Raw genomic sequence first — 13,077 nt, forward strand, 5'->3', positions numbered from 1 at the left:
TTGGCCTTCACCAAACCAAGGCATCAAGGAGAATTTGTAGCTATGTCAACCCTTGAGGTAAAGAACCTCCACGTTTCGATCGAGACCGAAGACGGCGTCAAAGAGATTTTGAAAGGCGTGAACCTGACCGTCAATTCCGGTGAGACTCACGCGCTGATGGGCCCCAACGGCTCAGGAAAGTCCACTATGGCCTCGGCCATCGCCGGTCACCCGGCCTATGAAGTCACCGCAGGTGAGATCCTGCTCGACGGTGAGGACCTGCTGGAAAAGTCTGTCGACGAACGCGCTCAGGCCGGTCTGTTCCTGGCCATGCAGTACCCGGTGGAAGTCCCCGGCGTGACCATGACCAACTTCCTGCGCACCGCCAAGACCGCCATCGACGGTGAGGCGCCCTCCTTGCGCCACTGGTCCAAGGAAGTCAAGGACGCCTTCGAACGGCTCCAGATGGACCCGGCGTTCTCCACCCGTAACGTGAACGAGGGGTTCTCTGGTGGTGAAAAGAAGCGCGCCGAAATCTTGCAGCTGGAACTATTCAAGCCTAAGTTCGCCATCCTGGATGAGACCGACTCCGGTCTGGACATTGACGCGCTACGTATCGTGTCCGAAGGTGTCAACCGGGCACAGGACGCCAACGGCTTGGGCACCCTGTTGATCACGCACTACACCCGCATTCTGCGCTACATCAAGCCAGACTTCGTGCACGTGTTCGTGGACGGTCACGTGGTGGACTCCGGAGGTCCTGAGCTGGCCGATAAGCTGGAAGAAGAAGGCTACATCAACTACGAAAAGGCTGCCGTAGCTCAGGCCTAGTCGGCCCGTGTGGCCACAGCCTGACAGCGCGAAAGCCACGACCGACCTGAAGAAGGTGTTCCCATCATGACTGACGTGAGTGCACAAACACCGATCGAGGACCTCGAAGAGGCCCTGAAAGACGTGATTGACCCCGAACTGGGTATCAACGTCGTGGATCTGGGGTTACTCTATGGTCTGAACTACGCCGAAGACGGTGTGCTGATCGTGGACATGACATTGACCACTGCAGCCTGCCCGCTGACGGATGAAATCGAAGATCAGGTCGGTCGGGCTATCGGCACGATGGTGGACGAATGGCGACTGAACTGGGTCTGGATGCCACCATGGGGCCCAGAACGCATTACTGAAGACGGGCGCGATCAGATGCGGGCCTTAGGGTTCAACATCTAAGATCGGTGAGGGCGATCGTGTGTCGATCTGGCACGTCCGATCGATCCAGCTGATCGGACTGTCCGGCAGGAGGGGGCAACCCCCACCTGTTGCAGTGACTCCTGATCCACCTCGAGGGCCGTGTTCACCTGTGTTGTCACCTGACACCGGTGGATACGGTCCTTGATCGTCTCCATCTACTCCAACCACCCCATTTCTTCTCGTAAACTCCCGTTCGTGACATCGTCACGTCCCGCACAGAAAAGGACCGCACATGACTGAGCTGTTGACCGTCGCCGTGGATGGTTCGGCCCTGGGCAATCCCGGTCCTGCCGGATGGTGCTGGTATATCTCTGACGAGCACTGGGCCGCTGGCGGGTGGGACGAGGCCACCAATAACCAGGGCGAGTTACAGGCTGTGATTGAGTTGCTGGCGACCACGGCAAATCTGGACACCGACCTGCACATCGTGGCGGATTCGCAATACGTCATCAACTCCATCACCCAGTGGATGCCGGGCTGGAAGAAACGCGGGTGGAAGAAGAAGGACGGCAAACCGGTGCAGAACCAGCAGATGATGATCCACCTGGATCGGCTGATGACTCAAGCCCAGCAGGCCGGACGAAAAATCCGGTTTGACTGGGTGAGAGGTCACACCGGGCATGAGCTGAATGAGGCCGCCGATCAACGGGCACGGGCCGTTGCCGAAGCCTTCCGGGACGGTACCGTACCTGATTATGGCCCGGGATTAAACAGCGCGGGGAGATCATCGCATCTCACGGCCTCGGAGTCGGTCGCACAGCCAGCCTCAGCCGACCGTCTCGCGTCTGGAACCACCACGACGCAACCGAGACCCGGGGTGCAGGTGACGACCGAGCTCAGTCACGATGAATCGGAGACGATTATTGCCCGAGCCCGACAGGCTCAGCGTAGTCCGCAACAAGAGCTCGCCCGCCTGATCCGACTGGCAATGAACCACGATTACCAGAGCCCGCCCGGCCATTGAGCCTATTATTCTAGTCTGGAGTTGCCCCAGATGTGCACCTCTGCGCCACCCTGGTGTGCCTCCGTGCAGAACCGTTTCAGCTACGACCACAACCCCCAAAGGTAACCCTGATGATTTCTGCTCATAATCTGACCGTCACCGTTGGCTCGCGCACCCTGCTAGAGGACGTGAGTTTCCGTGTGGACCGCGGTACCCGGGTCGGTTTAGTCGGGCGCAACGGGGCCGGCAAGACCACGTTGACCAAGGTGTTGATGGACGAGGTAGTCCCAGCCACCGGCGAGGTGACCCGAACCGGATCGGTCGGATATCTGCCACAGGATCCACGGTCGGGCGATCCCGAGCAAACCGTGCAAGAACGGATTTTAGAAGCGCGTCAGCTCGGAGAACTACTCCGCCGGATGCGCAAAGCCGAGGCGGAGATGTCGTCGCCAGATCCCGACGTGATGGAACGAGGCATCAAGCGGTACCCCGCCGCTGAGGCCGCGTTTATTTCCGCCGGAGGCTACGCTGCCGAATCGGAGGCCAATGCCATCGCCGGGAACTTAGGGATCGACGCCGAAATGCTGGAACGGCCATTGAAAACGCTCTCCGGTGGGCAACGTCGCCGAGTTGAATTGGCCCGGATCCTCTTCTCGGCTCCGGACACCATGATCCTAGACGAGCCCACTAACCACTTGGATGTGGACTCGGTGGAATGGTTACGCGACTACCTCAAAACCTACTCCGGGGGACTGATCGTGATCTCTCACGATCTGGCATTGATCGATGAAGTGGTCAATACCGTCTTTTTTCTCGACGCCACGCGCAGTGTCATTGACATTTACAACATGGGGTATCAGGCCTACCTGAAACAGCGTGAGGATGATGAACGTCGGCGTCGCCGGGAACGGGCTTCAGCAGAGAAGAAAGCAGCGGCTTTGTATGCGCAGGCCAATAAGATGCGCGCGAAGGCGACCAAAGCGGTGGCCGCCCAGCAGATGGCTAAAAGGGCCGACAAGATGTTGGAGGGACTGGCCGAAGAGCGTCACACCGAAAAGGTGGCCAACCTACGATTTCCGGCTCCAGCCCCGTGCGGTAAGGTGCCTCTGTCGGCCGAGGGGTTGACCAAATCCTATGGCACCCAGGAGGTGTTCACCGGGGTGGACCTGGCTATCGACCAGGGGTCTCGCGTGGTCATCCTCGGCTTCAATGGGGCCGGTAAAACGACATTGCTGAAGCTCTTAGCGGGATTGGAACAGCCTGATGCGGGACGGGTCGTTCCCGGACATGGCCTGCGACTGGGGTATTACGCCCAGGAACACGAGACGCTGGATGTCAACCGCACGGTGCTGGAAAATATGCAACGCTCCTCGTTGCACCTGGACGATACCGCGGTGCGAACTGTGCTCGGATCATTCTTATTTTCCGGCGACGATGTTTACAAGCCAGCCGGGGTCCTTTCGGGTGGCGAGAAAACTCGCTTAGCTTTGGCAACCTTGGTGGTGTCCTCGGCCAACGTGTTGTTGCTCGATGAGCCAACCAACAACTTAGATCCGGCATCTCGTGAGGAAATCTTGGACGCGATCCGTCGCTATCAAGGTGCGATCGTGTTGGTGACTCACGACGAGGGTGCGGTCCAGGCCTTGGACCCCGACCGCGTGTTGATCCTGCCGGACGCCGATGAGGATATGTGGTCAGAGGACTATCTGGACCTGGTTTCACTGACCTGAGCTCAACCCATGCCGGAAAGGTAATCGTTAAATTCCCCATCCGATCGGTCGCGACCTTGCAGGTCCTCGGAAGGTGTCGGAGCGTTGGGATCGGCCGGACCGGCGGGAGAATCGTCATCGGGTGGGTCGTTGGAGCAGGTTTCACAGCGCGGTGATTGTCTCTGCTGAAACGGTGGTTTGGGTGGCGGTAACGGCCTGAGGCTACCGGGAAGCAACGGATCGGTGGGGGCTTCATAGGTATGATTGGTGGGAGTGGTCACCTGCAGCCCGTCGGCATCGGACTCGTGCTTCCAGCCGATCTTCTCCTTGGTTTGGTTACACACCCGACACAGTCCCTGACCGTTGTCATAGCTGGTGGCGCCACCATCGGTGTGTCGCTGCGCGTGGTCGGTTTCTTCTACCGGGTTCTCGCAGTGCGGTGTGCGGCAGATATCGTCGCGCAGACTGATCATCTTCTTCAGTCCTGCCGGAAAGAGCCGGGAACCGGATTCCATGGACACCATTTTGCCGGTCTGTCGATCGACAAAGAGCTTGGTAAGGAACAGCTTGGCCTCGGGGTTGGCCAACCATTTCCGAACGGTGGCTGCGGGCACGGGGCCCTGGCCGGCAATCATGGCCGGGGTGTTATCCTCGCCGAGGAATGCGTCGGCGGTGAGCACGATGTTGACTTGGGCAGCGACATTACCGGCCTTGGACTGCCCGGTGATGCGTTCGACCAACAGGTCAGCCATGATTTGTTCAAGAGTGCGGTGATCGGCCGGACCGTGCCGTTCTAATGTCGTGCGTTGGGTGGGCGCGAGGAGTTTCTTGGCATCACGTTCTAAGGTGTTGTAAACAGCTGCAACCTGTTCGGAGGGCAGATACGCGTTAAGGTTGGCCATACCGGGGCCAGCGCCCCCCGTGGTCACACGTCGATTCTTGCGGGCTGTAGCCGCGCGACGAGCCAGCTGGTCGGCGTCGAGCCGTTGAGCATGGCCACGTGACCGCTTGCCCAACTGTCTGGGTGAGAGCCGACCGTATTGGTCGCTGAGCAGATCGTCGATCTCGGTGATGATCCTGGGGGCCAGGCCACGAACTTCCCGGGATAGGGTCATAGCGTGGGCTTCGGAGAGCTCCCCGGAGCGCATGGCACCGAGGGCACCGGGCATGTGGTGGGTGATGGTACGGGCGGCGTTGAGAAATCCATTGCCACGTTCGGGGGATTGTTTACGTGCCATGGCGATCTCGGCCCCGAGCCCCGAACCACGCCGATTCTTGGGGATGCCGGCGGCTTTTTCGCGGTCCAGACGGAGCTTCTCTAACTGGGAGGCGGCTTGAGCCTGCATGGCCACAGCCGTAGCTTGGATTTTTTCCAAGGTTGAGATGACATCGATCGCGGTGGATTCGTCGGTGAGCGTCAAGGATTCGGCCAGCGCCCGATGGTGCTGGTGGAGCGTGGTGAGCTCTGCCAGCACGGTCTGATCGGAGTTCTCGCGGGGAATCTGTGGGCTCATGGCCACCACACTAGGTGGGGGACCATCATGGACGGCTGATGGGGATGATGATTGTGGAGTCCTGGCCGCAAAACCGCCACATGTGGAGGCTACCGCCGACCGATGCGAAAGCAGTACTAAGTTGGGAAGATTGAGCACGTAGGGACGATCGCGCACGGTGCAACGTGCGGTCAGTATCCCATCATCTCGTCTTCAATTTCCTCATCGGTCTTGGAACCATCACGGCGACGCTTGACCGGCTTGGCGCGCTCGATTCGCTGGGCGGAGAGGAAACCTTGTTCTTCGGTTTCTCCGGACATCTCGTCTTCGCGACGTTGAATGGCCTTCAGACGGGCCATATAACCCCAGACGACGAAGCTCATCAACCCAAAAGTGAACCACTGCATCGAATAGGACAGGTGCGGTCCTTCATCCCGCTCGGGCGGGGGCAGTTGTTGGGGCGTGGATTCGGCATCGGGGGTTTCGCTGGCCATCAGCCCATAGGCTGCCTCGGCGATATCGTCGTCGACGAGATTATTGATCGCCGGTAGATCAATCGAGGCGACTTGGCCGGCGGGGGCCTGACGTTGCAGGGTGGGCTCGCCGTCGACCACACGGGCAATAAGCTGGACGGTGCCTCCCGGCGGGTCGGGGACGGCGTCAGGACCATCGGCGCCAGCACCGGTGGGCAACCAACCACGGTCGATCAGGATCGTATCGCCTTCAACGGTGCGAAAGGGTACCAGCACCTCATAACCGGGGCTTCCAGCTCGGGGCCGGTTGCGGGCCAGCAAGGTGTCGTCGGTCAGGTACTCGCCCTCTATACTGACCGGGGTCCATTTGTCCTGCTCGTCGAACTCGGTAAACATTGAGGAATTTTCGGCGTAGGGGACCGGGTCTTGATCGTAATTGGCCACGATTTTGTTGATCTCATCGAGCTTGTGCATGCGACGATCCATCTGCCAGTCGCCAAGGAAGTAACAGACCACCGCGAAGAGGATGCAGAATATGAATCCGGCGATCCAGGGGCCGGATAAGAGAAACCGGAAGTCCAGCTTCGGTTTCGGGTCGGTGGTGTGTGAAACCATGGACGTCTCTGTCAGAGGGGTCGGGTGAATTTCCAGAAAGTGCGCGCGGCGAGGAATTGTTCCAGGTACTGGCGATGGGCATCGCAGGCCAGCCAGGTCTTTTCCCGCTCGCGGGCGTGAATTTTGGGGTTATTCCAGACTATCTTCCATCGGGCGGTTTCTTGGCATCCGCGACGGGAACATTTCTGTTCGACCTCGGTCTGCCCAGCATCGGTGGCTGCCGAGCTGGCTGCAAACAGTTGGCCCAGCACGTCGTGTCCATGATCGGTCATGACGTGCTCCGGTCAGCGCGGTCGACCCGGTCAGCGCGGTCGGCCCGGTTGTGGCCGGGATCATCCGCAAGAGGATCGGCGTGTTGGTTCTGCGGTGCCCCCGGCGACGCCTCCGCTTCCTCAGACGCATCCGGTTCCTCAGAGGGCATGAGCTGCCCGTAAAGCGCCGAACCCTGCGCCGACGACGAGGAGGAAGAACCGGGACTGGGCTCGGGTTGCGGAAGTGCCTGTTGATCTTCGACGGTCGTGGATCCGATCTGTCGAGTGTTGTTGGCCAACACGACGGCGAAGTAAGGCAAGACCATCGCGGCAATGAAGAGCATCCAACGCAACCAGCCGTCGGCGAGCACCGCACCGATGAAGCATACGGTACGGATCGTCATCTGGATGGTGTAACGCCGGATGCGGCCGGACTGATCTTCGGTTAACGAGGTGTCGGCCGAGGTGATCTCGTACACCTCGTTGTCGTGCCCGCCACGACCGGAGGCCGGCCGCGAGGAGCGACCTCGGTGGTGTTCAGTCATCGGCTTGCCTTCTGGGTGGGTGCCATAGCGCGGTTGGTTGTCCCGTTTTGTCTCGTTATCCTGCAAGTCATCCTCCATTGTCCCACTTTCGCCCGTAGAGTGGACACTGATCAATCCGGGTGTTTCTTCCCCGGTGAACGCCCAATCCCGTACCGTCGTGAAATCGTCCCCTCGCACCAAGGAGCAGAGATGTCCGAGCAGTCTGATCAGAGCCCGCAGTCCATAACCGCCCGCACCGTTTTGGTTACCGGTGGTAACCGGGGGATCGGCCTGGCCATTGCCGAAGCCTTCCGGGATGCCGGAGAGCGCGTGGTGATTACCTCCCGCTCCGGTACCGGTCCCGAGGGGCTAGAGTGCGTGACAGCCGATGTGACCGATATGGCCTCAGTCGATGCGGCCTTTACCGAGGTGGAAGAAAAATTCGGGCCGGTCGAGGTGCTGGTGGCCAATGCCGGGATCAACGACGACCAGTTGTTGCTACGGATGGACGAGGACAGCTTCTCCAACGTGGTCGATACCAATCTGACCGGTGCTTTCCGGGTGCTCAAGCGCGCTGCTAAGGGCTTCATCCGGGCCAAGAAAGGTCGCGTGGTGCTGATCTCGTCGGTGGTGGGCATGTTGGGCTCGCCGGGGCAGATCAACTACGCGGCCTCGAAATCGGGACTGATCGGCATGGCCCGGTCGTTGACCCGGGAACTGGGATCCCGAAATGTGACCGCCAATGTGGTGGCACCGGGATATATCAATACGGAGATGACCGAGTCGCTGGACGAGGACTTGAAGAAGAAGTACAAGACCCAGATTCCGGCGGCGCGTTTCGCCGAGCCGTCCGAAGTGGCCGGTGTGGTGCGTTGGTTGGCTTCCGATGAGGCCAGCTATATTTCCGGGGCCATCATTCCGGTCGACGGTGGTTTGGGGATGGGACACTGACCCGAACTGATCAGCTCTGATCGTGAGATATCGTCAGAGGGAATGGATACGAGGAGAAAGAGCATCATGACCGAATTACCAGATCTCACCGGTCGCGGGGCGATCGTCACCGGGTCGTCTCGCGGGGTCGGAGCCGATACCGCGAAGTTTTTAGCCGAGCGTGGCGCCGGGGTGGTGGTGAACTACCGCCAGAAAGCACCGCGGGCCAAGAAGGTCGTCTCCGCCATCGAGGAAGCCGGTGGCAAGGCGGTGGCTGTTGGCGCAGATATCACTGAGGCTCAGGGCCGGACCGCCATGATTCAGGCAGCCACGGAGAATTTCGGAGAGCTGTCGATCCTGATCCTGAATGCCTCCGGGGGCATGGAATCCGATCTGGGTGAAGATTACGCCATGCGATTGAACCGTGACGCCCAGGTGGCGCTGTTGACCGAAGCCGCTGAGGTGATGCCCGAACAGTCCGAGGTCGTGTTTGTGACCAGCCACCAGGCACACTTCATCGATCAGGTTGATACCTTGCCGGAATACGAGCAGGTTGCCCGGTCCAAGCGCGCCGGAGAAGTGGCCCTGCGCGCGCAGATCCCGGCATTGACTGCCAAGGGCATCCGGCTGGTGGTCGCCACCGCCGACATGATCGAAGGCACCATTACCGCCACCTTGCTCAACCGCATGCGTCCCGGAGCGATCGAGGCACGTCGCCAAGCTGCCGGAAAGCTCTATACTGTGGCGGAATTTGCCGAAGAAATTGCCGGATTGGTAGGTCGCACCGATCTTCAGACCGGTCACACTGAATATGTCGGGGGAGCCGAGGACTTCTTGGCCGTGGCCGGCGATCCAGACCACGCAGAGAACTGATCAGACCGCGCTGGGGGCGGATCAGTAACCCAGTAGCGCCCGGACCGGATCCAGGGACGCAATATCGAGTTCTAGATTCGCGTGCGGGCGCAGTGCTGGTTTGGCGTTGAAGGCAATGCCATAGTCGGCACGTTGCACCATCTGCATGTCATTGGCACCGTCACCGATGGCGACGACCACCGCAGCAGTGGGCGGGTCGGTGGTTCCGAGGGTCTCGCGCCAGCGAGTAAGTTGCTGTCCTTTCACGGTAGCGTCAACAACCTCGCCCACCACGGCACCGGTCAGACGGTCGTCGACAATTTCCAGGGTATTCGCCCTGAACTCGTCTAATCCCAGTCGGTGGCGGAGGATCTGCAGCACCTGGGTGAAGCCACCCGAGACCGCGCAGGCAGTTCCGCCGTGGGCGTGGGCCGCGTTGATCAGGTTTGTCGCGCCGGTGGTCGGGGTAGCCAGCTGGGCCACCTCGGCAATGACCTGGCGAGGCAGTCCGGCCAGCGCGGCGACTCGGTGGTGCAGGGACTGGCTGAAGTCGATTTCGCCACGCATGGCACGCTCGGTCACCTCGGCCACTTCGGCTTCCCGGCCCGCGTGGGCGGCTAATAGTTCAATGACTTCTTGCTGGATCAGCGTGGAGTCCACATCAAAAACCAACACAACGGGTGCGGTGTTGAGGCGTTGTACCAAATCAGCCGGTAGCACAGCAACATGGAACCCTTCGGCACGATCCCCGGCCAGAGCGGACTCTAATGAGGCAGTACCTTTCTCGTCATGGTCCTCAGTCTGGTGATCCTGCCCTTGATCTGCAACCACGAAACGATAACCGGCCCACCCGGGACCGGCGACTGGCTCAACGTGGCGGGCTTTGGGATGCTGACACGCAACGGACCGTGGACCATCAGCAGTTTCGGCAGCGGAATCTGAGCGGTAGAGCACGATGCGGGATCCGGCAGGGATATCCGACACCCCGGCCAGTTCACGCCCGGCGAGCTCGCCGACGTTCTGCTCGCAGGATTGCAACGCGCGAAAGCTTTTCCAGGACTGATTCGTTGCCATGCCGATTCCTTTCAAGACGTACAACCGTGCTTTAGCCTAGTCTGGAGACATGGCCTCTTCCGATACAGTTGACACGCCCGCCACGTCCCTGCCATCACCCCACGAATTTGATCCCCAACCCGACGCGGTGCTGGAATTTGCCGACGCGACGGTCGTGCGTAGCCAGCAAACCATCCTGGATGCGGTGAGCTTCTCCGTGACAGAAGGGCAACGCTGGATCGTGATGGGCCCCAACGGGGCCGGTAAGTCCACGCTGATCAACCTCGCTGCCACCCGGATGCACCCGACTCGCGGTAATGTCGCGATTCTGGGGGAGACCTTAGGCGCGGTGAATGTCTTCGAGTTACGCCCGCTGGTGGGTGTGAGCTCAGTGCAGGTGGCCCGCCAGATTCCGGCCACGGAGAAGATCTTGGATACCGTAGTCACCGCGTCGTGGGGTGTTACCGGCCGGTGGACTGAAGAATATGATCAGCTTGACCTGGATCGGGCCCGCTGGTTGTTGCGTCGGTGGGGCATCGCTCACGACGGCGACCGGCGCATTGGAACTCTGTCCGAGGGTGAACTCAAGCGCGTGCTGATCGCCCGGGCGATGATGACGGACCCAGAATTACTGCTCTTGGATGAACCGGCGGCCGGACTGGACCTGGCCGGGCGTGAAACGCTGGTGCGCTCCTTAGCCCAGCTGGCTGAGGACCCCTTGGCCCCCACCCCGGTGCTGGTCACCCATCACGTGGAGGACATCCCCCAAGGCTTCACCCACGCCTTGGTGCTCCGCAACGGCCGGGTGGTTTCGGCCGGACCGATCGAAACGGCACTGACCGAAGAAACACTCTCGGAGGCTTTCCGGTTGCCGTTGCACGTCTCGCGTACCGCCGAGGGACGATTCACCGCCTTCGCCCGCGGCTAGGACCGGTTCGCAAACGCGCGACCGCGGAACACCCCCAGAGCACGTCCGGCCCATTCCTCGGATGGGTTCCCGTGCAGGGGGACGCAAACCCTCACCTGAGCCGGATCGAGCCACGGCAGTGCGATCGACGTTACTTCTGGCCCACCGGACGGTACACTACCTTGGGTGGAAATACTCGGATTGGAACTATGGCAGGTTCTGCTGGTGCTCTTGGCCGGCTTTTGGGCCGGAACTATTAACTCGGTGGTGGGCTCGGGCACGCTGGTAACGTTCCCGGTCTTGGTCTCGGTGGGCTTCCCGCCGGTAACAGCCCAGATGTCCAATGCCATCGGCCTGGTCGCCGCCGGATTCTCCGGCACGTGGGGCTACCGTCGCGAGCTGTACCAGGCTAAACCCGTCGTCCCAGTGCTGACCACCGCCTCATTACTTGGTGGACTGATCGGCTCCGGTTTGCTCATGGTGCTCCCCGAGGCCGTGTTCAGCTTCGTGGCACCAATCCTGATCGTGTTCGCGATCATTTTTGTCATCCTGCAACCGAAAATGTCCGCCTGGGTGAAAGCGCGCAAGGCCGGACAGCAGCAAGACGATGCACCGCCGGCCGGATCCGAATCCATCGTGCCGGTGCCCACCGGCCCGGTGTCACCGTTGCTGTGGGTGCTGGTGTTTTTGATCGGTATTTACGGCGGGTATTTTGTCGCTGCCCAAGGCGTGTTGCTGATCGGTGTGTTGGGTGTGTTCCTCAATGGTTTGCTGGTGCACGCTAATGCGGTCAAAACCTGGCTGTCCACGGTCGTTAATGTGGTGGCAGCGCTCGGGTACATCATCTTCGCCTTCGACCGGATCAACTGGACCGCGGTGCTACTGATCGCGGTCTCATCCCTGATCGGTGGTTCTGTTGGAGCCCAGATTGGTCGCCGGATCTCGCCGTTGGTGCTACGGATCGTGATCGTGATCGTAGCCGTGGCCGGTCTGATCAACCTGGTCTTCGATCCCTTTGGAACCGGGGCGTAGCCCAACATTTTTCACACCGACAACCCAGTCAACAACACCCGAAGGTGTCGACCATGACCCGCTATGAGGTAACTCCACAGGATCTTCAGCATCCTGCGGACACGCTGGCGGTATACTTTAACCTGAAAGACGCCACGCTACGCGCCCGTACCGATGCCCGCTATGGGATCTATCTAGCCGAATCATCGACCGTGGTGCGCCGGGCGTTGATGGCCGGGCACACCCCGCGCTCCTTTCTGCTGGCCCACCGGTACCTGGACTCCTTTGCCGATGTGTTGGCGGCGTACCCCGAGGTGCCGGTATTCACCGCCGATGACGACCTGCTTGCGGCACTGACCGGATTCCATCTGCATCGCGGGGCGCTGGCGGCGATGGAACGACCCGCACCGAGGACGTTGGAGGCGGTCACCGGGAAAGGCACCCGGCGGGTGATCGTGGCCGAAGGGGTCAATAATCATACCAATGTGGGCTCAATTTTTCGCACCGGCGCGGCATTGGGCTGGGACGCGGTCATTCTGACTCCCACCGCAGCCGATCCGTACTATCGGCGCGCATTGCGGGTGTCGATGGGCGCGACCTTCACGTTGCCCTTTGCTCGGGTAACCCATACGGTCTCGGCGATCCAGCGACTGCAGGCCCAGGGGTTCACCACGATCGCGTTAGAATTGACCGATCAGGCCCAGGATATCGGTGATCCGATGTGGCAACATCTCGATCGGCTGGCTTTGGTCCTCGGCGCTGAAGGCCCCGGAATCACCCAACCGACCCTGGAAGCCGTGGATGCCCACGTGCAGATCCCGCAGCACACCGGGGCCATCGAGCACACCGGGGTCGACTCGCTCAACGTCGCCCACGCGGCCTCGATCGCCATGTGGCAATTACGCGCCCCATCGCCCTGATCGGCCTGGCACGGCCCCAGCCCCAGCACTGACAGATCCGGCGTAATGTCGGTCTCGCCAGGGCCATTGGCCGTGCACGGTACCAACGGTGTATGATGAATAGCTGGCCCTGATGGGCTATTGCACGATGATTGATCGATCTTTCGTGTCCCTGGCAAAATCCAGGGACACC

General features: G+C 60.7%; 14 protein-coding genes. 9 read left to right on the plus strand and 5 right to left on the minus strand.

Translation table 11 applies throughout. The features are described from left to right. The first annotated feature begins 42 nt into the window (after positions 1–42). From sufC to DCC24_RS02345, 4 genes are all read left to right on the plus strand, one after another. Positions 43–810, plus strand: coding sequence for a Fe-S cluster assembly ATPase SufC (gene sufC, locus DCC24_RS02330; RefSeq protein WP_110098305.1), 768 nt, complete (start codon positions 43–45; stop codon positions 808–810). A 66-nt stretch (positions 811–876) separates the two neighbouring features. Beyond that, positions 877–1,203, plus strand: coding sequence for a metal-sulfur cluster assembly factor (locus DCC24_RS02335; RefSeq protein ID WP_110098306.1), 327 nt, complete (start codon positions 877–879; stop codon positions 1,201–1,203). Positions 1,204–1,456: 253 nt separating this feature from the next. Next, positions 1,457–2,188 carry an RNase H family protein gene (locus tag DCC24_RS02340; protein WP_110098307.1) on the plus strand — a complete coding sequence of 244 codons (732 nt, stop codon included), beginning with the start codon at positions 1,457–1,459 and terminating at the stop codon, positions 2,186–2,188. A 110-nt stretch (positions 2,189–2,298) separates the two neighbouring features. Beyond that, positions 2,299–3,897: an ABC-F family ATP-binding cassette domain-containing protein gene (locus tag DCC24_RS02345; protein ID WP_110098308.1), complete on the plus strand. Its 1,599-nt coding sequence runs from the start codon at positions 2,299–2,301 to the stop codon at positions 3,895–3,897. A 2-nt stretch (positions 3,898–3,899) separates the two neighbouring features. Here DCC24_RS02345 and DCC24_RS02350 read toward each other — a convergent pair whose 3' ends face one another. From DCC24_RS02350 to DCC24_RS02365, 4 genes are all read right to left on the minus strand, one after another. Next, the gene (locus DCC24_RS02350) at positions 3,900–5,390 is read right to left on the minus strand and encodes an HNH endonuclease signature motif containing protein (RefSeq protein ID WP_146206255.1); all 1,491 of its coding nucleotides are present in this window, start codon (positions 5,388–5,390) and stop codon (positions 3,900–3,902) included. Between the two features lie 170 nt (positions 5,391–5,560). Then, positions 5,561–6,457, minus strand: coding sequence for an SURF1 family protein (locus DCC24_RS02355; protein ID WP_110098310.1), 897 nt, complete (start codon positions 6,455–6,457; stop codon positions 5,561–5,563). An 11-nt stretch (positions 6,458–6,468) separates the two neighbouring features. Next, the gene (locus tag DCC24_RS02360; RefSeq protein ID WP_233242744.1) at positions 6,469–6,729 is read right to left on the minus strand and encodes a hypothetical protein; all 261 of its coding nucleotides are present in this window, start codon (positions 6,727–6,729) and stop codon (positions 6,469–6,471) included. Continuing rightward, the gene (locus DCC24_RS02365) at positions 6,726–7,253 is read right to left on the minus strand and encodes a DUF3099 domain-containing protein (RefSeq protein ID WP_110098502.1); all 528 of its coding nucleotides are present in this window, start codon (positions 7,251–7,253) and stop codon (positions 6,726–6,728) included. The genes DCC24_RS02360 and DCC24_RS02365 overlap by 4 nt, the downstream gene beginning before the upstream one ends. A gap of 189 nt (positions 7,254–7,442) precedes the next feature. Between DCC24_RS02365 and fabG the strand changes: the two genes are divergently transcribed. Together fabG and DCC24_RS02375 are read left to right on the plus strand one after the other, a co-directional pair. Continuing rightward, positions 7,443–8,183 (plus strand): 3-oxoacyl-ACP reductase FabG, encoded by a 741-nt coding sequence (fabG, locus tag DCC24_RS02370; RefSeq protein WP_110098311.1) that lies wholly within the window; start codon positions 7,443–7,445, stop codon positions 8,181–8,183. 66 nt (positions 8,184–8,249) lie between these two features. After that, positions 8,250–9,035 carry an SDR family oxidoreductase gene (locus DCC24_RS02375; RefSeq protein ID WP_110098312.1) on the plus strand — a complete coding sequence of 262 codons (786 nt, stop codon included), beginning with the start codon at positions 8,250–8,252 and terminating at the stop codon, positions 9,033–9,035. A gap of 21 nt (positions 9,036–9,056) precedes the next feature. On the opposite strand, the gene serB is transcribed toward DCC24_RS02375, so the two are convergent. Next, complete coding sequence (gene serB / locus DCC24_RS02380; RefSeq protein WP_110098313.1) at positions 9,057–10,088, minus strand: phosphoserine phosphatase SerB; 1,032 nt, start codon at positions 10,086–10,088, stop codon at positions 9,057–9,059. A 49-nt stretch (positions 10,089–10,137) separates the two neighbouring features. Between serB and DCC24_RS02385 the strand changes: the two genes are divergently transcribed. The 3 genes from DCC24_RS02385 (at position 10,138) to DCC24_RS02395 (ending at position 12,905) form a co-directional block, all read left to right on the plus strand. Further along, positions 10,138–10,995 carry an ABC transporter ATP-binding protein gene (locus DCC24_RS02385; protein WP_110098314.1) on the plus strand — a complete coding sequence of 286 codons (858 nt, stop codon included), beginning with the start codon at positions 10,138–10,140 and terminating at the stop codon, positions 10,993–10,995. A 165-nt stretch (positions 10,996–11,160) separates the two neighbouring features. Beyond that, complete coding sequence (locus DCC24_RS02390; RefSeq protein WP_110098315.1) at positions 11,161–12,006, plus strand: sulfite exporter TauE/SafE family protein; 846 nt, start codon at positions 11,161–11,163, stop codon at positions 12,004–12,006. A gap of 53 nt (positions 12,007–12,059) precedes the next feature. After that, on the plus strand, positions 12,060–12,905 hold the full coding sequence (locus DCC24_RS02395; protein ID WP_110098316.1) for an RNA methyltransferase: 846 nt from the start codon (positions 12,060–12,062) through the stop codon (positions 12,903–12,905). Positions 12,906–13,077: the final 172 nt, after the last annotated feature.

This window comes from Auritidibacter sp. NML100628 (assembly GCF_003185985.1).
Classification (GTDB): Bacteria; Actinomycetota; Actinomycetes; order Actinomycetales; family Micrococcaceae; genus Auritidibacter; species Auritidibacter ignavus.

Coding starts and splice junctions, on each gene's coding strand:
- sufC (WP_110098305.1), top strand. CDS start 43: ATGTCAACCCTTGAGGTAAAGAACCTCCACGTTTCGATCGAGACCGAA.
- DCC24_RS02335 (WP_110098306.1), top strand. CDS start 877: ATGACTGACGTGAGTGCACAAACACCGATCGAGGACCTCGAAGAGGCC.
- DCC24_RS02340 (WP_110098307.1), top strand. CDS start 1,457: ATGACTGAGCTGTTGACCGTCGCCGTGGATGGTTCGGCCCTGGGCAAT.
- DCC24_RS02345 (WP_110098308.1), top strand. CDS start 2,299: ATGATTTCTGCTCATAATCTGACCGTCACCGTTGGCTCGCGCACCCTG.
- DCC24_RS02350 (WP_146206255.1), bottom strand. CDS start 5,390: ATGAGCCCACAGATTCCCCGCGAGAACTCCGATCAGACCGTGCTGGCA.
- DCC24_RS02355 (WP_110098310.1), bottom strand. CDS start 6,457: ATGGTTTCACACACCACCGACCCGAAACCGAAGCTGGACTTCCGGTTT.
- DCC24_RS02360 (WP_233242744.1), bottom strand. CDS start 6,729: ATGACCGATCATGGACACGACGTGCTGGGCCAACTGTTTGCAGCCAGC.
- DCC24_RS02365 (WP_110098502.1), bottom strand. CDS start 7,253: ATGACTGAACACCACCGAGGTCGCTCCTCGCGGCCGGCCTCCGGTCGT.
- fabG (WP_110098311.1), top strand. CDS start 7,443: ATGTCCGAGCAGTCTGATCAGAGCCCGCAGTCCATAACCGCCCGCACC.
- DCC24_RS02375 (WP_110098312.1), top strand. CDS start 8,250: ATGACCGAATTACCAGATCTCACCGGTCGCGGGGCGATCGTCACCGGG.
- serB (WP_110098313.1), bottom strand. CDS start 10,088: ATGGCAACGAATCAGTCCTGGAAAAGCTTTCGCGCGTTGCAATCCTGC.
- DCC24_RS02385 (WP_110098314.1), top strand. CDS start 10,138: ATGGCCTCTTCCGATACAGTTGACACGCCCGCCACGTCCCTGCCATCA.
- DCC24_RS02395 (WP_110098316.1), top strand. CDS start 12,060: ATGACCCGCTATGAGGTAACTCCACAGGATCTTCAGCATCCTGCGGAC.